We start from the raw sequence: 18,721 nt of genomic DNA on the forward strand, positions 1-18,721 counted from the left end.
GGGCTGGAGCACAATTCGACGTTACCCCCGGCCGGTTGGCGCCCGGCGGGGTTTGGCGTAAGGGTCCCGTAAAGATTCGGCCAGGTCGGGCATAATGGGTGAATGATCCGCGGCAGAAGCATCGGGAGAGCAGGTTCTGCCGCCTCCGGGCTGGGCACGATGCGCACCGTTGCCGGATTTGTTCTTGCGCTTGTGCTGCCGGCGGGAATGACCATCCTGTTATCTCCCTTCGAGGAACTGAACCTGGCGACCCATGCCTTGGCACGGCTGTGCCCGGTGATTGTGGTCGCCTTCATCGGCGGCCTGTGGCCGGCGGTGCTCGCGGCGGTCCTGGACGCGCTGCTGCTGAACTATTTCGTCACCCATCCCGTGGGCACGTTGACGGTCAATGACCCGCAGGACTTTTTCGTCCTGCTGGTCTATCTGGGAGTCGGGATTACGGTTGCCCTGGTCGTGGGGATATCCGCCCGCCGCTCCCGGGCCGCCGCCCTCTCCAGCGCCGAGGCCGCCACGCTGAGCGAGTTGGCGCGCACGTCCCTGGCCGGTGACCAAAGTTCGGAGGAGTTCCTCGAGCAGCTGCGTGGGCAGTTCCAGCTCAACGGGGTCAGCGTCTTTGAAGGCGCTGGCGACGGATTGTGGCGGCTGCGTGCCTCCGCCGGTCCGGACGCGCCGCAGCTGCCGGAGGACGCCGGCACCATCGACAGGCCGCGGCCCGGGCTGGCAATCGGGTTGAGGCAGCCGGCGCCTGCAGGTGCGGATCGGCGCCTGTTGAACGCCTACGAGGCACATCTTGCTGCATTGCTGGAGCGTGAGAGGCTCGTCCTGCGCCTGCGCGATTCGGTCAAGCTCATCGAGGGCAACCGCGTCAAGACTTCAATCCTGCGCGCCGTTTCGCATGACCTCCGGACGCCGCTGGCCGGTATCGAGCTGGCCCTGACCGCCCTGCGCCGCCAGCGTTCCAAGACCAGCGTGGCGCAGCAGGAAGAGATGTTGGACGCGGTGCAGAGCTTCACCGACCGGCTCAAGGGACTGGTGGGGAACCTGTTGGACATGTCCCGGCTCTCCAGCGACAGCGTCCAGGTGCTTCACGAACCCGTCACCTGGCTGGAAGTTGTTCCCGAAGGGCTCGCCGGGGTTCCGGTCGGGGCCGTCCACGTGGAGCTTGCCCCCAACCTGCCGCCGGTGGACGCGGATCGCGGGTTGCTTGAGCGGGCGCTGGCCAACATCGTGGAGAACGCCGTGAAGTACGCCCCGGACACGGACATCGTGGTGCGGGCCACGGCCGGGGGCAGCCTGCATGCAGGGCCCGACGGCCGTCCCTTTGGCGAGCTGCGCGTCGTGGATCATGGCGACGGGGTGCCCGCGGGCCGGGTCGTGGCGATGTTCCAGCCTTTTCAGCGGCTCGATGACGCGTCCGGCGATGCCGGCATCGGCCTGGGGCTGGCGGTGGCCAAGGGATTCATCGACGCCATGGACGGCCAGCTGCTGGCCGAGGAAACCCCCGGCGGCGGACTCACCATGGTCATCCGGCTGCCCCTCTATACCGGGTCGGCAACGTTCAGGGACGTGGAATGAGAAGCGTCCTGCTCGTCGACGATGAACCCCAGCTCGTACGCGCCCTGCAAATCAATCTTGAGGCCGAAGGCTACGCGGTCACGACCGCAGCCGACGGCGCCAACGCCCTGCGGGCTGCCGCTTCCCAGCCACCCGACGTGCTCGTGCTCGACCTCGGGCTTCCGGACATGGACGGCACCGAGGTCATCCGCCGGCTGCGCACCTGGACGGAACTGCCCATTATCGTGCTCTCGGCCCGCCATGGCTCCTCGGACAAGGTCGAGGCCCTCGACGCCGGGGCCGATGACTATGTCACGAAGCCTTTCGGCCTGGATGAGCTTCTGGCCAGACTCCGCGCCGTCGAGCGGCGTTCCTGGCCCGTCCGCGAGGCCGGGGTGGTGGAGGCGGGCGATCTGCAGATCGACCTGATGGCGGCAACCATCTCCCGGGCCGGACGCCGGATCCGGCTCACCCCGCGCGAATGGGGCGTGCTGCAATTGCTCGTGGAAAACCGGGGAAGGCTGGTGTCCCAACAGCAAATCCTCAGCGAGGTTTGGGGTCCGGTTTATGAAAAGGAAACCCACTACCTGCGCATCTACGTGGGCCAGCTCAGGCGCAAGCTCGAGCAGGACCCCGCAAATCCCCGGCACCTGATAACCGAACCCGGCATGGGCTACCGCTTCGAAATCTAGTCCGTCAGGCAGCTTGTGCCCACGCCGTGCAGCAGCCGCCGGCCCGTGGCGGTGCAGGTCAGGTTCCTGCTGGAGTCGTCTTGGGCGTTGGGACGGTTCCAGATATTGGCGGACATGCGGCCGCCCGTGGGGTCGGGCTATTCTTCGTGCCCCTGGTCCTGGCTCATGGACCCCTCGCCCGGGGGCGTTTCGCCCGGCGGGACTCCACCACCGGGTTCCAGGCCTGTGATCCGTTGTTCCACGGGATCGGGATTGGACGTGGCACCCGGATCAGGCGAATCGATCTCGGCTGTTTCGTCGGATTCCGGCGCCTGCTCATTCGCCGGCTCGAAGGCTGAATTCTCGGTCATCGCGATATTGTCCTGTCTGTCGAATTCGGTCCCGGGGTCTTCGGGACTGGATGTTGCCATCCCGGCGTGGCTCCGGGAGTTATCGGGGATGTCGGACCATTCCGGATCGTCCGGCCGAGGGTTCAAAGGATCCGCTTCACTCTCGCTCACGCGCGTATTCGATTCCGTATCCCCCGGTGGCGGATCCGCGGCCGGCTTTTCGCCGCTTGCCGGCACCGGCGTTGCTTGTTCCTCCCCGCCGGGAAGGTCCTGGTTATCCATCGTGGATTCTCCTTTGATTTTTCCGGCCCGGCACCCGGTTCAGGGAGTTGACTTGCCGCCGTTGACGTTCAGGGTCTCCCCGATGACGTAGCTGGATTCGGCCGACGCGAGGAATACGTAGGCGGGCGCCAGTTCCACGGGCTGGCCGGCGCGGCCGAGGGGAACGTTGTGCCCGAACTTCGGCAATCTGTCCTTGGGCTGGCCGTCCGAGACCTGCAACGGGGTCCAGATGGGACCGGGCGCAACCGCGTTGACTCGAATTCCGCGGGGCGCCAGCTGCACGCCCAGTCCCTTGGTGAACGCGTTGATCGCCGCCTTCGTCGAGGCGTAGTCCAACAGTGTCGGCGACGGGTCGTAGGCCTGGACCGAGGTGGTGTTGATGATGCTGGAGCCGGCCGGGAGGTGCTTGAGCGCCGCGCGGGTGATGGTGAACATGGCCAGGATGTTGACCTGGAAGGTCTGCAGGACCTGCTCGTCGTCAAGGTCCTCGAGATTCTCGATGGCCACCTGCTTCCCGGCGTTGTTGACCAGGATGTCCAGGCCCCCGAGTTTCTCCGCCGCCTCGTCGGCCAGCGAGTTGCGGTAGTCGGCGTCGAGGAGGTCGCCGGCCAGCCCGATGCCGACGCGTCCCTCGGCCTCGATCACGCCGATGACCTTGCGGGCGTCTTCCGCCTCCGCCGGCAGGTAGGCAATGGCGACATCCGCCCCCTCCCTGGCGAAGGCGATGGCCACGGCCGCGCCGATGCCCGAATCGCCTCCGGTGATCAGCGCCTTGCGCCCCTTGAGCCGCCCCGTCCCGACGTAGGATTTTTCGCCGTGATCGGCCCGGGGATCGAGCTTGGCGTCAAGGCCGGGTTCCGGTTGGTCCTGTTTGGGCGGCGAGATCCTGGGGTGGCGGGTGACGGGGTTGTCCGGGGAAAGCTGGGCGCCGGAGTCGGGCTTGAGGGGCTCGCGCTCATCCATGGGAAATCCTCCAGTCTTCGTAGGCGGTGTGCTCGTACGATTCACGCTAGGGCAAAGCCCCGGGGTGATCAATGAATCCGCAGTCGCGGCGGCAACCGTCGCTGCAAGCCGAGCCGCAAGGTCCTGGCGGCGCCGGAAGCCTCCTCGTCCTGCGGCGCGTCCACCCGGTGGGACGCGTCATCCTCACGCCGTTCCAGCCCGGGTTCCGTCCCTTCGGGGGGGGTTTCCTACGGGGTGCGTTTTTTCTCGACCATGTTCTGCGTCCAGCGCTTGGTGACGGCCTGGATTACCGATGCGGTGGCGCCGGAGATGACGGCGAAGGCCAGCACCTTGCCGATCTTCTCGCGTTGCTGCGCATCCGGGTTGGTCACGTTGGGAGGCTGTTCGCCGGTGGCCCCCTTCCAGATTGCACCGGAGATCCGCGCCGCGGCCAGTCCGGCCAGGAGCGAGATGGCGATGATGAGGGGCTTGGTGATGAGTTTCATTGTTCTCCTTCGATGGTGTGCCTAAATCAGGGTCTTGCTGCCGAGGCTACTGGTCGTCGTCGTCCTTGGTCAGCCGGATTTGCCGGCGTTCGTACTCCCGACTGCTGAAGGTGGCCTTGCGCACGGATTCCTCGTTGTCCAGGCTCGAACCCAGGGCACCGGCCAGGGTTCCCAACGACGCCGAAAGCCAGGACAGGTTCAGGTATTCGCCGAATCCAACGTCGTGCCCCAGTTCCTGGGCCAAGAACTTGGCGTCGATGATGATCAGGGCACCGGTGAGGATGACGGCGAACAGCACAAGATACATCAACAGGATCGCGGAGACAATGGTCAGCACCGTCGCCAGGTTGTAGACCACCCGCTTCTCCCGGTGGCGGACGCCGACGGGCCGTTCCCAGAGGCCGTTGTGCAACACCAGCCACGAACCCATGCCGATGACCGACAGCAGGCTGATGAGGGCGAGCCGCTGCGGCGGAAGGTAGTCGGCCATGCTCCAGATGCTCGTGTAAAAGACGCCGAAGGCGCCGGTGGCCAGGGCGGCGGCCATGGCCGTGGACAAGCTGGGCACCAGTCGCCACGGCCGGTTGCTGCGCACCATCCCCAGCAGCAAGAGCAGGCGGCCCCGCAGGCCCTTGACGGTTTCGAAGGCGTCGTCCTCCGCCTGGGCCGCCTCGACCCGGCGCTCGACGGAAAACGGGTCGACGGCTGCCGAAACCCGTCCGTCGTCCCGAAGGTAGGGGTCGCCGACACCGTGCAGGGCGGCAAGGACCTGTACCACCGCCCGCTGCAGCCGCTTCCGGCGCACAATGCCCAGGGCGGGCAGGACCACGACGGCGGATTGGGAACCGGCGTTCAGGCTGGTTGCGACCGGCTCGCCGTTCTCGTACTTGGGCAGGTCGGTCAGGTAGATCAGGTAGTCCCATTGCCCCGCTTCGCGCAGTTGGCTGGCATGCTCGTTGAGTTCGACTTCTCCCTTGGTGTCAAGCGGAAGCGAAAACTCCGCGACCTCCAGCTCCCAGTCGGTGGCCGAATCCAACGTCGCCCCCAGCTGGGCGGGGAGGGTTTTCTCCAGTTCCAGGGCACGGAGCAGCGGCATGCCGGCGTCGGCCATCAAGCCGACCACCATCTTCCGCTGCGGCCGCGTGGTCATCTCCCTACCCCGCGTCGAAGCGCTCTTCGTCCTCGGACGGCGCATCGGTTCCGGCTTCATCGCTGCCGGTGCCCGGCAGCGCCTCTGCGTCGTCGGGCAGATGCGTGGCCAGATACTCGGAGTCCTGGAACGGATCGACGGTTCCCGGATCTTCCGGGCCTTCGAGGGGGTCAACGTCGGACACTGCTCCGCCGCCCAGCTCCGCGGCGTCCTCGGGGTATTCGTCCTGGTGTTCGGGACCGTTGGGGGAATTCTTCGACATGTTTCGTCTCCTTGAGTGGTGTTGCCCGTTGGGGAGTCGTACCTGACCGGATCCAGGCATGGAATCCGCCGGTGTCGTGGCTCCCACGCTACTGTTGCGGCATGTCGATGCCAAGCGATTTGCGCGGCGGGCCCTAGTGAAAGGGATCCACCTCCGCGAGCAGCTTGCCGAGCCTGGTGTGGATGCGCTTGAGGTCCGTCAATGTCACGGGCAGCGATGTGGCGCGGTCACGCTGGTGCTCCGGCGCGGACTCGGTCAGGGTGTTCCAGCAGTCAAGGCCCACCTGGAGGCGGTCCCGGCAGCCCGCGGCACCGGGGGTCAGGAGGGCCCGGGCGGCGAGGAGGTCTGCGGTCGGGTCGGCGGATTCCTGTGCCCCGTACAGCCGGTTGTCCGTCCCGCGCGCGGCGGTCAGCGCCAGCGTCATGCGCAAGCCGCACCCTTCTTCGCCGTGGTCCCGGCACCATGGCTGGCAGTTGTCCAGGTTGTGCTCCGCCGGGTCCTGCGCCCTCCAGCCCGCCTGCCGGGGCCCGGAACCGGGCCGAGCCTCGGCGCGGTGCGCGTCCCCGCTGCGGACCAGGGCCAGGAACCTTCCCAGTTGCGCATGGATGGTTCTCATGCCCGGGACATTGGTCTGCAGGGAGGCCTCGGGATCGTGCCGGCGCTCCGACACCACGTGCCTGAAATTGAGGCAGGTCCAGATCGGCGGCGCGTCCTCCCCCGGTTCCCAGGCATCGGTGCCCACCACGAATTCCAGCTCGTTGGCGTCCGCACCCGTCCACTCGATTCCCGGCAGCTGCTCCCTGCCGCGGAGCATCGGTGGCCGGGTGTACAGCCGGGTTCGCGCGAGGCAGTCCCCGTCGCAGTCCCGGGCGGGGCTTTTCGCGCACCACGGGAGGCACTGGCTGGTGGGTTGCATGGCGTTTGCTCCTGGGCCGAAAGGGGGACCTGACCCGTCGAATCCTTCCGGTCCGTTCCGACATTTTGGGGCCGGAGCGGCCGCCAGCGGGGTTTGGCTGCCCGTCGGCAAATCGGTGGACGGTGTTCACCCCGCCGTTTTAGGCTTCCAGGAGCGGGCCGCCGCAGGCTGCGAAGGCGAAGGGGCAACGTACCCGCAGGTGCAATTTTTCGCCCGACCGGTAGGCAATTTTCCGCGCGATTCCGGGGTCGGAGGACCCGTTCCCCGGTGCCGGGCGGACGTGTTCGCCGACACGTCTTGACAAGTGCGGAGATGCGCATCACACTAGATCGTATACGATTTCATACACAACAGGAGGAAACCGTGAGCAGCGACGCCACAGCCACCGAATTGGTGCAGGTCGACCAGTCCATCTTCGACAAGGCCGGCAAGGTCCTTGCGGTGCATCTCTCCTATTCCTCGCGGGCAGCCCAGCGCGGGCGCACGCCGGCCTTCCCGTCGTACTTCATGAAGGCTTCCTCCTCGCTGGCCGCTTCGGGGGCCACCGTCGAGCGCCCCGCCGGCACCGAGCTGCTCGCCTTCGAGGGCGAGATCGCCCTGGTCATCGGCACCGACGCCCGCCGCGTCTCCGTCGAGCAGGCCTGGAGCCACGTCGGCCACGTGACGGCCTCCAACGACCTGGGCGTCTACGACATGAAGTACGCCGACAAGGGCTCGAACATCCGCTCCAAGTCCGGCGACGGCTACACCCCGATGGGCCCCGTGCTGCTGCCGGCAGCCGCGGTCAACCCGGCCGCCCTGCGCATCCGCACCTGGGTCAACGGCGAGATCGCCCAGGACGCCTCGACCGCCGAGCTCATCTTCTCCTTCGCGCAGATCGTCGCGGACCTCTCCCAGCAGATGACGCTGAAGGCGGGGGACGTGATCCTCACCGGCACCCCGGCCGGATCCTCCGTGATCGTCCCGGGCGACCTGGTCGAGGTGCAGGTCGACGACGAGGCCGCCGGCCTGTCCACCGGGCGCCTGGCCACCACCGTGGTGGAGGGAACCGACGCCTTTGCGGCCTTCGGCAACCTGCCCAAGATCACCGACGCTGACCGCATCGACGCCTTTGGCACCGCCGCCGGCGCGGGCATCGAAACCCCGGTCACCGGCAAGCAGGCGCTGACCGAGGAGGTCAAGGCCAAGCTCATGTCGGTGGCCACCGCCACCATCTCCGGCGCGCTGCGCAAGCGCGGGCTGAACAACGTCTCGGTCGACGGCCTGCAGGCCACCAAGGGCATGAGAAAGGTCATCGGCACGGCGCGCACGCTGCGCTACGTGCCCAACCGCGAGGACCTCTTCAAGACCCACGGCGGCGGCTACAACGCCCAGAAGCGCGTCATCGACGACATCGGCCCGGGCGAGATCCTGGTGATGGAGGCCCGCGGGGAAAAGGGCTCCGGCACCCTGGGCGACATCCTGGCGATGCGCACCCAGGTGCGCGGCGCCGAGGCCATCATCACCGACGGCGGGGTCCGCGACCTCGACGCCGTGGCGGCCCTGGACATCCCCACCTTCCACAACGGCGCGCACCCGGCGGTGCTCGGGCGCAAGCACGTGCCGTGGGACACCGACGTGGCCGTGGGCTGCGGCGGCACCACCATCGTTCCCGGCGACATCGTCATCGCCGACGCCGACGGCATCCTGGTCATCCCGCCGCACCTTGCCGCGGAAATCGCCGAGGAGGTCGTCGAGTCCGAACGCCAGGACACCTTCGTGTTCAAGCACGTATCCAACGGCGCCGAAATCAAGGGCCTGTTCCCGATGAACGCGGACTGGAAGGCCAAGTACAACCAGTGGGTCGCCGACGGCGAACCGGAATTCTAGGACCCGACATGGCCCCCAGCAAATCAGAGTCGGCCTACCGGCTGCTGCACGAGAAGATCACCGAGGGAACCTTCTCCCCCGGCTACCGGCTGGTGCTCGGCACCATCGCCGCGGAGCTCGGCTGCTCGGTGGTCCCGGTGCGCGAGGCCATCCGCCGGCTCGAGGCCGAGGGCCTGGTCACCTTCGAACGCAACGTCGGGGCCATGGTGGCGGCAGCCGACACCACCCTCTACCTGCACACCATGCAGACCCTGGCGATCATCGAGGGAGCGGCCACCGCGCTGAGCGCCCCGTTCATCGACGATGACCAGCTGGCCGCGGCCCGGGCCATCAACCAGGCCATGGCCGAGTTGCTGGTCGACTTCGACGCCCCGCGCTTCACCGAACTGAACAACGAGTTCCACCAGGTGCTCTACCGCAACTGCCCCAATCCGCACATCCTGGAATTGGTGCACCGCGGCTGGAACCGCCTGGCCGTGATGCGCTCCTCCTCCTTCACCCACATCCCGGGCCGGGCCCGGGAATCGGTGAGGGAACACGCCCACCTCCTGGACTTGATCGAGGCCAAGGCCCCCGCGGCCGAGATCGAGCAGGCGGCCCGGGCCCACCGCACCACCACCCTGAACGCCTACCTCGCGGCGGCCAACCTCCCGGCCTCCCCGCTCTAGGCAACCACACACATCTTCAGCACGACGCCCCACCCCATCCAGCAAGGAGCCAGTTCATGAGCAAGCACTTCGTTCCCGAGAACCTTCCGACCCACCTGCAGCACTACATCGGCGGCCAGTTCGTCGACTCCATCGGCGGGGAAACCTTCGAGGTCCTGGACCCGGTGACCAACCAGACCTACGCCACCGCAGCCGCCGGCCAGAAGGCCGACATCGATGCAGCAGTCAATGCGGCCACCGAGGCATTCAAGAACGGCCCGTGGCCGACGATGAGCGCCAGGGCCCGCGCCAAGGTGCTGTACAAGATCGCCGACGCCGTCGTCGCCCAGGAAGACCGCCTGGCCGAGATGGAAACCTTCGACACCGGCCTGCCCATCACCCAGGCCCGCGGCCAGGCGCAGCGCGCCGCGGAGAACTTCCGCTTCTTCGCCGACCTGATCGTCGCCCAGCACGACACCGCGCTGAAGGTCCCCGGATCCCAGCTGAACTACGTGAACCGCAAGCCGATCGGCGTCGCCGGCCTGATCACCCCGTGGAACACCCCGTTCATGCTCGAGTCCTGGAAGCTCGCCCCGTCGATCGCCTCGGGCTGCACCGTGGTGCTCAAGCCGGCCGAGTTCACCCCGCTCTCGGCCTCGCTGTGGGCCACCATCTTCAAGGAGGCCGGCCTGCCCGACGGCGTCTTCAACCTGGTCAACGGCATCGGCGAGGAGGCCGGCGACGCGCTGGTCAAGCACCCGAAGGTCCCGCTGATCTCGTTCACCGGCGAATCCTCCACCGGCCAGCTGATCTTCCGCAACTGCGCGGAGAACCTCAAGGGCATGAGCATGGAACTGGGCGGCAAGTCCCCGGCCATCGTGTTCGCCGACGCCGACTTCGACGCCGCCATCGACTCGACCCTCTTCGGCGTCTTCTCGCTGAACGGCGAGCGCTGCACCGCCGGCTCCCGCATCCTGGTGGAGCGCCCGATCTACGAGAAGTTCGTCGGGGCCTACGCGGCGCGCGCGAAGAACATCAAGGTCGGCGACCCGCACGACCCGGCCACCCAGGTCGGCGCGCTGGTCCACCCGGAGCACTACGACAAGGTCATGAGCTACGTGGAGATCGGCAAGTCCGAGGCCCGCGTCGTGGCCGGCGGCGGACGCCCGGAAAACCTGCCCGAGGGCCAGGAAAACGGTTCCTACGTCGCCCCGACCGTGTTCGTGGACGTTGCCCCGGACGCCCGGATCTTCCAGGAGGAGATCTTCGGTCCCGTCGTGGCGATCACCCCGTTCGACACCGACGAGGAGGCGCTGGAACTGGCGAACAACACCCGCTACGGCCTGGCCGCCTACGTGTGGACCAACGACCTGAAGCGCGCGCACAACTTCGCGCAGGACGTCGAGGCCGGCATGGTCTGGCTCAACAGCCACAACGTGCGCGACCTGCGCTCCCCCTTCGGCGGCGTGAAGGCCTCGGGCCTGGGCCACGAGGGCGGCTACCGCTCGATCGACTTCTACACCGACCAGCAGGCCGTGCACATCACCCTCGGTGAGGTCCACACGCCCAAGTTCGGCGCCTAGTCCTTACCCCCTCCCCACTTCAAGAGTTTTCCCGCAAAGGAGCGAACCATGAGCACCAACGATTCCAACACCATCCCCAAGCCCTCCGTCCCGGCCCCGGACATCCTGCGCTGTGCCTACGCCGAACTGGTCGTCACCGATCTCGCGGCCTCGCGCAAGTTCTACGTCGACGTGCTGGGACTGCACGTCTCCCACGAGGACGAGACCCAGATCTACCTGCGCTCCTTCGAGGAGTTCATCCACCACAACCTGGTGCTCACCCAGGGCCCGGTCGCCGCGTTGAAGGCCATGGCCTTCCGCGTGCGCACCCCCGAGGACGTCGACGCCGCCGAGGCGTACTACAAGGAACTGGGCTGCCGCACCGAGCGCCGCAGCGAGGGCTTCGTCAAGGGCATCGGCGACGCGGTCCGCGTGGAGGATCCGCTGGGCTTCCCGTACGAGTTCTTCTTCGAGACCACCCACGTCGAGCGCCTGCACATGCGCTACGACATCTACTCGGCCGGCGAGCTGGTCCGCCTGGACCACTTCAACCAGGTCACCCCGGATGTCCCGCGCGGGCGCAAGTACCTCGAGGACCTGGGCTTCCGCGTCACCGAGGACATCCAGGACGACCAGGGCGTGACCTATGCGGCCTGGATGCACCGCAAGGGCACCGTGCACGACACCGCGCTGACCGGCGGCGACGGCCCGCGCCTGCACCACGTGGCCTTCTCCACCCACGAGAAGCACAACATCATCCAGATCTGCGACAAGATGGGCGCGCTGCGCATGTCCGACCGCATCGAGCGCGGACCGGGCCGCCACGGAGTCTCCAACGCGTTCTACCTCTACATCCTGGACCCGGATGACCACCGCATCGAGATCTACACCCAGGACTACTACACCGGCGACCCGGACAACCCGGTCATCACCTGGGACGTGCACGACAACCAGCGCCGCGACTGGTGGGGCAACCCGGTGGTCCCGTCCTGGTACACCGAGGCCTCCAAGGTCCTGGACCTGGACGGCAACCCGCGCGAGGTCATCAAGCGCACCGACTCCTCGGAGATGGAGGTGACCGTCGGGGCCGACGGCTTCTCCTACACCCGCGCGCCGGGCGACGCGCTGACCGGCGACCCGGGCGAGGAAGTCGGCTTCAAGATGGGCCACCAGCTCTAGGCCTTCCCGACCCGCCGGCGCCGCGGCGCCCGAAGGGGGCCGGTGTCCGTGCGCATCATCATCCGATGGTGCGCACGGACACCGGCCCTTCCGTTTTTCCTGCCCTTCGGCCTTTCCGTCGCGCCCGCCGATGACCGGGGCGCCGCGGCGAGGCCGGGGTCAGTGCCCCACGGAGTACCGCAGGAAGACCATGCCGTTTTCGAAGCGCCGCTCCTCGAGCAGCTCCAGGGAATGGCGGATGCCCTCGGGGAACATCCGCTTGCCGCCGCCGACGAGCATCGGTGCGACATACACCTGGCACTCGTCGATCAGGTTCGCCCGCCAGGCCTCCGCCGCCACCCGGGCACCGGAGATGTTCAGGTCCAGGCCCGCCGACGACTTGAGGGAGCGGACCAGTTCGGGGTCGAAGCTGCGCTCGATCCGGGTGCGCCTGGTGGACACGGCCTCCAGCGTGCTGGAGAAGACGACCTTGTCGGCCGCCTGCCAGATCCGGGCGAACTCGGCGTTCCCGGGCGAATCCGCGGCCAGGGCCGGGTCGTTCTCCCAGCCGGTCATCATCTCGTACATGGTGCGCCCGTACAGGTAGGTGCCGACCCCGCGCTCGGTGGCGTTGATGAAGTCGAGCACCTCCTCACCCGGATAGGCCCAGTCGAATGCCCCGTCCTCGTCGGCGATGTAGCCGTCCAAGGATGCGAGAAACGTGTAGATCAGCCTGGACATGGTGTTCCCCTCGTGCGCGCGGTTGGTGCCCCGGGCGGGGGCGGGCGTGAAGCGTGGATCCCACGGTACTCCCGGGCCGGGGCGAAGTCACCGGGCAGGCAGCCGCGGCCCCGGGGGCATTGGTCTTCACTCCCGCCCCGAACCCGAGCACACTGGATACATGGACAGGCAAGCAGGACCGCAGTTCCGGGACAGGGGCCAGGCCGGCGCCCTGTTGGGAGAGCACCTGGTGGAGCGCGGGATGGGTTCCGGGAGCATCGTGCTGGGCCTGCTGCGCGGCGGGATCCCCGTCGCGGCGGCGCTGGCCGCAAGGCTGGGCGCCCCGCTCGGCGCGTTGGCCGTGCGCAAGCTGGGCGTGCCGCAACAGGAGGAGGTCGCCTTCGGGGCCGTCGCCTCCTACCGCTCGTGCCGGGGCCGCTACCTGGTGCGCACCGTCCACCAGCATGTGCTCGGTTCCCGCGCGAAGGCAGTGCTGGAGGAGGTGGAATCCCGCGCCACCGCGGAACTGGATCGGCTCGCCCGGCGCTTCGCCGACTATGCGCCCGACATCACCGGGGCGAAGGTGGTGTTGTGCGACGACGGGTTGGCCACCGGTGCCACCATGCATGCCGCCGTGGACGTGGCGGCGCAGTGCGGGGCGCAGGAGGTCATCGTCGCGGTGCCCGTCGCGCCGCGCGTCCTGGCCCGTTCCATGGCCGGTGCCTCTTCGGTCGTTTGCCTGCTGGCGCCGCGCGAGTTTTCCGCGGTGGGATCCCACTACGAGGATTTTTCGCAGGTCGACGAGGACGCCGTGGAACGGCTGCTGCTCGAGGCCCGCGAGGCGCGCGGGCAGCACGACGCCCGGGAGGCCAACTAGCCGGGTCCCGGCATCCCGCCGACGCCCCGCGGCCCGCGCTGCAAGTTCATTGCCTCCGGTGCGAACACGTCGTAGGTTGTTGCCCACCGGGGCACACTCGCCGGCCGGAGCCACCGGCCGCGGGCCCGGGTATCCGCTGCATCGAAGGGGAACTCGATGGGGTTGCTTGGCTGGATCGTCCTGGGGCTCATCGTCGGCGCCCTGTTCAAGAACATTATGCCGGGCCGCGCCCACCACGGCTGGACGGCCGCCCTGCTCCTGGGGGTCCTCGGCGCCGTGGCCGGCGGCTGGCTGGCCGCCATGGCCTTCGGCACCGGAATCGGCGAATTCCTGAACCTGCGCACCTGGGTGCCTTCCATCCTGGGCGCCGTGGTGGTGGCCGGGACCTGCGGTGTCATCCGCCAGCGCCGGGCCTAGCCCCGTTGATGCGGCCGTCGTCGGGCCTAGCCCCGGCAATCCCCGCATGCTCCTCGACAACACCCCGTCCTCGTTGTTATCTTTGGCCCATGTTGTCTTTCTACCTGTAATCCGGTGATGCCCGATCGTTCGCACCCCCGCGAGTGCGTTCGGTCCGCCGCAGTCCCGCGTGTGTCCGCCCCCCGGGGGTCCGTGGACCGCGCGATCCACCGTTCACGATTACAGCGAGCGCGGCCCCGCCTGCCCACCGGCAGCCGGGCATCGCGCGGAAAACACGAGACATGGCCCATGCGAACCCAACTATCCCTTCACGGCCTCACCTTTTCCCATGCCGGGCACCCGGTGTTCCGCGACCTCGACTTCTCGGTGCGTCCCGGCGAGCGGCTGGGGATCATTGGCGAAAACGGCGCCGGCAAGAGCACCCTGCTGCGGCTGCTCGCGGCCGACCTGGCCCCGGACGCCGGAACCGCCACCCGCCACGCTGCAGGAGGATTCGGCTACCTGGCGCAACAGCCGTCATCCGAACCGGGGTGGACCGTCGCTGACTTCCTGGACCATTCCCTGGCCTGGCTCAGGGACCTTGAATCGCGGATCGAGGCCGCGGCCGCGCGGCTGGCCCTCGCCTCCGAGTCCCAGCTGCCCCGGGCACTGGCGGAATACGGGCGCCTGACGGATCTCCAGGAGTCCCGGGACGGCGCCGGGGCACGGCAGCGCCTGGCCGCCTCGGCGCACCGGCTCGGCATCGGCGGCATCGCGGGCGGGCGGCGCTTCGACACGCTGTCCGGAGGGGAGCGGTCCAGGCTGGCGCTGGCGGCCACGCTGGCGGCGAACCCGGAGGTGCTGCTGCTCGACGAACCCACCAACAACCTTGACACCGCCGGCCTGGAATGGCTGGAGCACCGGCTGGCTACCCACCGCGGAACCGTAGTGTTCTGCACGCACGACCGCTTGTTCCTCGAGCGGGTCTCGGATGCGATCCTCGAGCTGGACCGCGGCGTTCCCACCCGCCACGCGGATGGCTACGACGGCTACCTGCGGGCCAAGGCAGCACAGCGCCGGGCCGTCATCCTGGCCCGGGAACAATGGCAGGACAAACTGGAACAGGCAGCCCGCATGGCCGGACGTTCCGAAGGCGCGGTGGCCAAGATCCCCCGGAAGACGGAGAAACCCGGATTCGGCCACGGTGCGTTTCGCGCGCGCGACCGCTCGCACGGGTCCTCCGCCGCGTTGCGCCGGGCCAACACGCGCCTGGCGGAGTTGCGGGCAAATGAGGCGCAGCCGCCGCTCGAGCCGCTGCGCTTCACCCCGGGTCCCGCGGCAGATTCCGGGGCCGAAGACTCGGCGGCTGCGGTCGAGCTCGTCGGCGTGCACGTTCCGGGGCGCCTTGCCATCGGCCACCTGCTGCTGAAACCTGGTGAACGGGTCCTGCTCACCGGGCCCAACGGCGCCGGCAAGTCGACGTTGCTGGACATCATCGCGGGGGTCCTGACTCCCCCGTCCGGCACCTGCCGCGTCGGCCGGCCGGTGGGATACCTGCGCCAGGAACCCGCCGACTGGCCCGGGCACTGGATGGCGGCCCAGGGTTTCTGCTTCGGCTCGGGCCGGGAGCTCGCCGAGGACCTGGGGCAGCTGCTGTCCCTGGGGCTTTTCCGGCCGGAGGAACTGACCCTGCGCATGTCGGAGATGTCGCTGGGGCAGCGGCGCAGGCTCGATGTGGCGCGGCTGTTCGCCAGGCCGGCGTCACTGCTTTTGCTGGACGAACCCACCAACCACCTGTCCCCGGCCCTGGGCGATGACCTGGAACGGGCGCTGGACTCCTTCGGGGGCACCGTCGTGGTGGTGAGCCACGACAGGGCGCTGCGAGCCGGGTTCCCCGGGCGGCGGATCCACCTGGAGCAGGGGATGCTCGTGGAATAGCGCGAAGGTTCGGTTGCAGGGCCCGGGTCCGGGCCCATTTCCCGTTGCCCGAATCAGCCGGCCACGTTCAGGCGCGGCAACGTTCCGATGTTCTTGCCGTCCTGGTCCGCGACCCTCAGCGTCTGGCCGTCCACCGTGACGAAGGCTCCGCGCGAGAGCCAGGTGTCCATACCCGGGCAGCCGATCAACGTCATGGCCACGTCGCGCAGCGCGAATCCCTGCCCGGACTGCGCCCAGCTGCCGCTGAGCGAGTTGCACCCGTCGTGCCCGTTGAAGCGTCCACCGTCCGCGAACCACAGCACCGGGGATCCCTCGGTGGCCCCGCCCCATTGGCCGATGAGCGTCGCCCCGGCATCGGTTGCGCTGGGTACCGGGCCGGAGGTGGCCTCCGGCGGGACAGCGGAGGCAGAGCCCGGCGGGGCACCGCTTCCGGTGGTGGGGCCGTGCATTTCCGGGCGGGCGGATTCGCTGCCCGGCGCACCCGGGCCCGGGGCGCATGCGGCCAGCGCCATCGCCGAAACCAGGACCAGGGCTGCAGCTCGCTTCATGCCCACATGGTAGCCGCAATTGTGCGCTTTTGGCCCGCAAAGTGGCGCGGGATCGTGGCTGGGGCCCCAAGCCGCCGCGCGCTGGTGCAGACTTGGGAACATGACACCCGAACACATCGCCCCCACCCGCTTCTCGGACCGCACGGCCGCGGGCGAATTCCTGGCGACCGACCTGCAGAAGTACGCCCACGATCCCAACGCGTTGGTGCTCGGCCTGTTGCGCGGCGGGATCCCGGTGGCGGCGGAGATCGCGGCGCGGCTGGGCCTTGAGCTGGACGCGCTGGCCGTGCGCCGGCTGGTGATGCCCGAACGCACCGACATCGCCTTCGCGGCGCTGGCGGCCTACGGGGAGCACACCTCCCTGAAGTACATCGAGGGGGTCTGGGATTCGGCGCAGTTGCGCTTCGAGCGGGAAACCCTCGACGCGGTGGAGACCGCCGCGCGGCGGGAGCTGGACGAGCTGCGGGCCCTGCTCGTGGGCGAGAGGGTCCTGCCGGTCGCCGGCCGCACCGTCATCCTGGTCGACGAAGGGGTCGCCAGCGGGGCGACCATGCTGGCCGCCGTGGAATTGATGCGCGGGGCCGGCGCCGGGCGCATCGTGGTGGCCGTTCCGGTGGCCCCTGCGGTGGCCCTCAAGCAGATCGAGCCGCTGGTCGACGAGGTTCTCTGCGCCATCACCCCCAGGGTGTTCCACACCGTCAGCGCCTTCTACTCGCGCTTCGACTCACTCGCCGACTACGAGATCCTCGCCCTGGTCCCCCGCCGCTAGGTGCAACCTGCGGGCCTTCACCCGCCGCCAGGACCAAAAAAGTGGGCCCGCCGGTCCCGCTCCCCCGCTGCGGGGAAACGGAACCGGCAGGCCCTTCTTTCATGCGGTGCGCCGGGATTTTTTGCTAGGCGTGCCGGCCGCCGTGCTTCGCGTCGTGGGCTGCCTGCAGGTCCGGGTCCACGTCCTCGACGTGCAGGTTGTTGCCCTTGGTCTCGCCGACCCAGATGACTGCCGCCATCGAGATGAGGGTCAGCACCATGATGTAGATGGCGATGGAACCGGACCAGCCGGTGCGCTGGAGCAGGATCTCGGCGACGGTGGAGGCGAAGGCGCCGCCCAGGATCGCGCCCAGGGCGTAGCCGATCGAGATGCCCGAGTAGCGGATGTGCGCCGGGAACATTTCGGCGTACATGGCCGACTGCGGCCCGTAGGACAGGCCCAGGCCGATGGTCAGGATGAAGATCGAGACGCCGTAGAGGAAGACGCTGCCGGTGTCGATGATCAGGAACATCGGGATCATCCAGACAAAGACGATGCCGTAGCCGATCAGGAAGGTGTTGCGCCGCCCCAGGTGGTCCGAGAGCCAGCCGCCGACCAGGGTGAAGATCAGCCAGCCGACCGAGCCGATGGTGGTGGCCAGGAGCACCGGTGCCGCGGGCATGCCGACCACCTTGGTGGTGTAGGCGATGAAGAACGCGATGACCAGGTAGCCGGCGGCGTTGTTGGAGATGAAGATCAGCGCGGCCTGGATGACTTCCTTGGTGTTGGTCTGGAAGAGCTGCTTCAGCGGGGTGTGCTCGGAGGCCTTGCGCAGCGCGAGCTGCTTGAAGATCGGGGATTCCTCCACGGCCTTGCGGATCAGGTAGCCGACCACGATCAGCACCACCGAGAGCAGGAACGGGATGCGCCAGCCCCAGGTGCCGAACTGCTCCGGGGTCATCGAGGTGCGCAGCAGGTAGAGCATGCCGGTGGCGATGATCATGCCGATCGGGACGCCGATCTGCGGGTAGGCGCCGAAGTAGCCGCGCTTGTTTTCCGGGGCGTGCTCCACGGCCATCAGGGCCGCGCCGCCCCATTCCCCGCCGGCGGAGAAGCCCTGGATGATGCGCAGCAGCACCAGCAGGATCGGTGCCCACAATCCGATGGAGGCGTAGGTGGGCAGCAGGCCGATCAGTGCGGTGGCCGCGCCCATCAGGATCAGGGTGGCAACCAGCACGCGCTTGCGTCCGTACTTGTCACCCAGGTGGCCGGCGACGATGGCGCCCAGCGGGCGGAAGAGGAAGGAGATGCCGATCATGGCGAAGGCCAGGATCTGGGCCAATCCGGGGTTGGACTGCCCCAACGGCGCCAGGAAGAGCGGGGTCAGCAGCGTTGCCGTGAGCTGGGCAAAGATGAAGAAGTCATACCACTCGATGGTGGTGCCAACCAGGGTGCCGGCAAGCACGCGGCGTTCCTCGGAACGTTTGCTGCTTGCGGCTAGGGGTAAGGAAGCCATGGGAGAACTCCAGCGTTCGGCGCTTCGCGCGGTGGACGAGTGTCGGCACGTCATACCGACCGTTCGGACGGTAAAGTGCTTTGACAATGATAACCCATGCCCGTGAGTT

General features: G+C 68.2%; 19 protein-coding genes. 10 read left to right on the forward strand and 9 right to left on the reverse strand.

Features of this window, described 5'->3' with window-relative positions; all coding sequences use genetic code 11:
* Positions 1 to 102: 102 nt before the first annotated feature.
* Both AC6CHY_RS03065 and AC6CHY_RS03070 read left to right on the forward strand, forming a co-directional pair.
* Positions 103 to 1,575 carry a sensor histidine kinase gene (locus AC6CHY_RS03065; protein ID WP_217389203.1) on the forward strand — a complete coding sequence of 491 codons (1,473 nt, stop codon included), beginning with the start codon at positions 103 to 105 and terminating at the stop codon, positions 1,573 to 1,575.
* A complete protein-coding gene (locus AC6CHY_RS03070; RefSeq protein ID WP_217389202.1) occupies positions 1,572 to 2,246 on the forward strand; it encodes a response regulator in 675 nt (224 codons plus the stop codon). The genes AC6CHY_RS03065 and AC6CHY_RS03070 overlap by 4 nt, the downstream gene beginning before the upstream one ends.
* Before the next feature lie 137 nt (positions 2,247 to 2,383).
* On the opposite strand, the gene AC6CHY_RS03075 is transcribed toward AC6CHY_RS03070, so the two are convergent.
* The 6 genes from AC6CHY_RS03075 to AC6CHY_RS03100 form a co-directional block, all read right to left on the reverse strand.
* Entirely contained in the window at positions 2,384 to 2,857 is a 474-nt protein-coding gene (locus AC6CHY_RS03075) for a DUF6480 family protein (protein ID WP_418888836.1), read from the reverse strand.
* Positions 2,858 to 2,896: 39 nt separating this feature from the next.
* The gene (locus AC6CHY_RS03080) at positions 2,897 to 3,820 is read right to left on the reverse strand and encodes an SDR family oxidoreductase (RefSeq protein ID WP_254456100.1); all 924 of its coding nucleotides are present in this window, start codon (positions 3,818 to 3,820) and stop codon (positions 2,897 to 2,899) included.
* 227 nt (positions 3,821 to 4,047) lie between these two features.
* A complete protein-coding gene (locus AC6CHY_RS03085; protein ID WP_217389201.1) occupies positions 4,048 to 4,305 on the reverse strand; it encodes a DUF4235 domain-containing protein in 258 nt (85 codons plus the stop codon).
* A 46-nt stretch (positions 4,306 to 4,351) separates the two neighbouring features.
* Positions 4,352 to 5,455 carry a hypothetical protein gene (locus AC6CHY_RS03090; RefSeq protein ID WP_498225405.1) on the reverse strand — a complete coding sequence of 368 codons (1,104 nt, stop codon included), beginning with the start codon at positions 5,453 to 5,455 and terminating at the stop codon, positions 4,352 to 4,354.
* A gap of 4 nt (positions 5,456 to 5,459) precedes the next feature.
* Positions 5,460 to 5,717, reverse strand: a complete 258-nt coding sequence (locus AC6CHY_RS03095; protein ID WP_498225407.1) for a hypothetical protein — start codon at positions 5,715 to 5,717, stop codon at positions 5,460 to 5,462.
* A gap of 133 nt (positions 5,718 to 5,850) precedes the next feature.
* Entirely contained in the window at positions 5,851 to 6,633 is a 783-nt protein-coding gene (locus tag AC6CHY_RS03100) for a hypothetical protein (RefSeq protein WP_498225409.1), read from the reverse strand.
* Between the two features lie 363 nt (positions 6,634 to 6,996).
* Between AC6CHY_RS03100 and AC6CHY_RS03105 the strand changes: the two genes are divergently transcribed.
* The 4 genes from AC6CHY_RS03105 to hpaD are packed head-to-tail and all read left to right on the forward strand — an operon-like array spanning position 6,997 to position 11,890.
* Entirely contained in the window at positions 6,997 to 8,502 is a 1,506-nt protein-coding gene (locus AC6CHY_RS03105) for a fumarylacetoacetate hydrolase family protein (RefSeq protein ID WP_498225411.1), read from the forward strand.
* 8 nt (positions 8,503 to 8,510) lie between these two features.
* Entirely contained in the window at positions 8,511 to 9,170 is a 660-nt protein-coding gene (locus AC6CHY_RS03110) for a GntR family transcriptional regulator (protein ID WP_217389196.1), read from the forward strand.
* A 56-nt stretch (positions 9,171 to 9,226) separates the two neighbouring features.
* Positions 9,227 to 10,732 carry a 5-carboxymethyl-2-hydroxymuconate semialdehyde dehydrogenase gene (gene hpaE / locus AC6CHY_RS03115; RefSeq protein WP_498225413.1) on the forward strand — a complete coding sequence of 502 codons (1,506 nt, stop codon included), beginning with the start codon at positions 9,227 to 9,229 and terminating at the stop codon, positions 10,730 to 10,732.
* Positions 10,733 to 10,780: 48 nt separating this feature from the next.
* A complete protein-coding gene (gene hpaD / locus AC6CHY_RS03120) occupies positions 10,781 to 11,890 on the forward strand; it encodes a 3,4-dihydroxyphenylacetate 2,3-dioxygenase (RefSeq protein ID WP_217389194.1) in 1,110 nt (369 codons plus the stop codon).
* A gap of 159 nt (positions 11,891 to 12,049) precedes the next feature.
* Here hpaD and AC6CHY_RS03125 read toward each other — a convergent pair whose 3' ends face one another.
* On the reverse strand, positions 12,050 to 12,610 hold the full coding sequence (locus AC6CHY_RS03125) for a dihydrofolate reductase family protein (protein ID WP_498225415.1): 561 nt from the start codon (positions 12,608 to 12,610) through the stop codon (positions 12,050 to 12,052).
* Positions 12,611 to 12,770: 160 nt separating this feature from the next.
* Between AC6CHY_RS03125 and AC6CHY_RS03130 the strand changes: the two genes are divergently transcribed.
* The 3 genes from AC6CHY_RS03130 to AC6CHY_RS03140 all read left to right on the forward strand — a co-directional run bounded on the left by AC6CHY_RS03130 (position 12,771) and on the right by AC6CHY_RS03140 (position 15,800).
* Entirely contained in the window at positions 12,771 to 13,466 is a 696-nt protein-coding gene (locus AC6CHY_RS03130) for a phosphoribosyltransferase (RefSeq protein WP_498225417.1), read from the forward strand.
* Positions 13,467 to 13,622: 156 nt separating this feature from the next.
* On the forward strand, positions 13,623 to 13,883 hold the full coding sequence (locus AC6CHY_RS03135) for a GlsB/YeaQ/YmgE family stress response membrane protein (RefSeq protein ID WP_217389191.1): 261 nt from the start codon (positions 13,623 to 13,625) through the stop codon (positions 13,881 to 13,883).
* Between the two features lie 288 nt (positions 13,884 to 14,171).
* Positions 14,172 to 15,800, forward strand: a complete 1,629-nt coding sequence (locus AC6CHY_RS03140; RefSeq protein WP_498225419.1) for an ABC-F family ATP-binding cassette domain-containing protein — start codon at positions 14,172 to 14,174, stop codon at positions 15,798 to 15,800.
* Between the two features lie 53 nt (positions 15,801 to 15,853).
* Here the strand turns inward: AC6CHY_RS03140 and AC6CHY_RS03145 are convergent, their stop codons facing one another.
* The gene (locus AC6CHY_RS03145; RefSeq protein WP_498225421.1) at positions 15,854 to 16,348 is read right to left on the reverse strand and encodes an META domain-containing protein; all 495 of its coding nucleotides are present in this window, start codon (positions 16,346 to 16,348) and stop codon (positions 15,854 to 15,856) included.
* A 100-nt stretch (positions 16,349 to 16,448) separates the two neighbouring features.
* Between AC6CHY_RS03145 and AC6CHY_RS03150 the strand changes: the two genes are divergently transcribed.
* Complete coding sequence (locus AC6CHY_RS03150; protein ID WP_217389188.1) at positions 16,449 to 17,117, forward strand: phosphoribosyltransferase; 669 nt, start codon at positions 16,449 to 16,451, stop codon at positions 17,115 to 17,117.
* Positions 17,118 to 17,241: 124 nt separating this feature from the next.
* Here AC6CHY_RS03150 and AC6CHY_RS03155 read toward each other — a convergent pair whose 3' ends face one another.
* Positions 17,242 to 18,612, reverse strand: a complete 1,371-nt coding sequence (locus tag AC6CHY_RS03155; RefSeq protein ID WP_217389187.1) for an MFS transporter — start codon at positions 18,610 to 18,612, stop codon at positions 17,242 to 17,244.
* Positions 18,613 to 18,721: the final 109 nt, after the last annotated feature.

The organism is Paeniglutamicibacter sp. GQ140 (assembly GCF_059759235.1).

Coding starts and splice junctions, on each gene's coding strand:
- AC6CHY_RS03065 (WP_217389203.1), top strand. CDS start 103: ATGATCCGCGGCAGAAGCATCGGGAGAGCAGGTTCTGCCGCCTCCGGG.
- AC6CHY_RS03070 (WP_217389202.1), top strand. CDS start 1,572: ATGAGAAGCGTCCTGCTCGTCGACGATGAACCCCAGCTCGTACGCGCC.
- AC6CHY_RS03075 (WP_418888836.1), bottom strand. CDS start 2,857: ATGGATAACCAGGACCTTCCCGGCGGGGAGGAACAAGCAACGCCGGTG.
- AC6CHY_RS03080 (WP_254456100.1), bottom strand. CDS start 3,820: ATGGATGAGCGCGAGCCCCTCAAGCCCGACTCCGGCGCCCAGCTTTCC.
- AC6CHY_RS03085 (WP_217389201.1), bottom strand. CDS start 4,305: ATGAAACTCATCACCAAGCCCCTCATCATCGCCATCTCGCTCCTGGCC.
- AC6CHY_RS03090 (WP_498225405.1), bottom strand. CDS start 5,455: ATGACCACGCGGCCGCAGCGGAAGATGGTGGTCGGCTTGATGGCCGAC.
- AC6CHY_RS03095 (WP_498225407.1), bottom strand. CDS start 5,717: ATGTCGAAGAATTCCCCCAACGGTCCCGAACACCAGGACGAATACCCC.
- AC6CHY_RS03100 (WP_498225409.1), bottom strand. CDS start 6,633: ATGCAACCCACCAGCCAGTGCCTCCCGTGGTGCGCGAAAAGCCCCGCC.
- AC6CHY_RS03110 (WP_217389196.1), top strand. CDS start 8,511: ATGGCCCCCAGCAAATCAGAGTCGGCCTACCGGCTGCTGCACGAGAAG.
- hpaE (WP_498225413.1), top strand. CDS start 9,227: ATGAGCAAGCACTTCGTTCCCGAGAACCTTCCGACCCACCTGCAGCAC.
- hpaD (WP_217389194.1), top strand. CDS start 10,781: ATGAGCACCAACGATTCCAACACCATCCCCAAGCCCTCCGTCCCGGCC.
- AC6CHY_RS03125 (WP_498225415.1), bottom strand. CDS start 12,610: ATGTCCAGGCTGATCTACACGTTTCTCGCATCCTTGGACGGCTACATC.
- AC6CHY_RS03130 (WP_498225417.1), top strand. CDS start 12,771: ATGGACAGGCAAGCAGGACCGCAGTTCCGGGACAGGGGCCAGGCCGGC.
- AC6CHY_RS03135 (WP_217389191.1), top strand. CDS start 13,623: ATGGGGTTGCTTGGCTGGATCGTCCTGGGGCTCATCGTCGGCGCCCTG.
- AC6CHY_RS03140 (WP_498225419.1), top strand. CDS start 14,172: ATGCGAACCCAACTATCCCTTCACGGCCTCACCTTTTCCCATGCCGGG.
- AC6CHY_RS03145 (WP_498225421.1), bottom strand. CDS start 16,348: ATGAAGCGAGCTGCAGCCCTGGTCCTGGTTTCGGCGATGGCGCTGGCC.
- AC6CHY_RS03150 (WP_217389188.1), top strand. CDS start 16,449: ATGACACCCGAACACATCGCCCCCACCCGCTTCTCGGACCGCACGGCC.
- AC6CHY_RS03155 (WP_217389187.1), bottom strand. CDS start 18,612: ATGGCTTCCTTACCCCTAGCCGCAAGCAGCAAACGTTCCGAGGAACGC.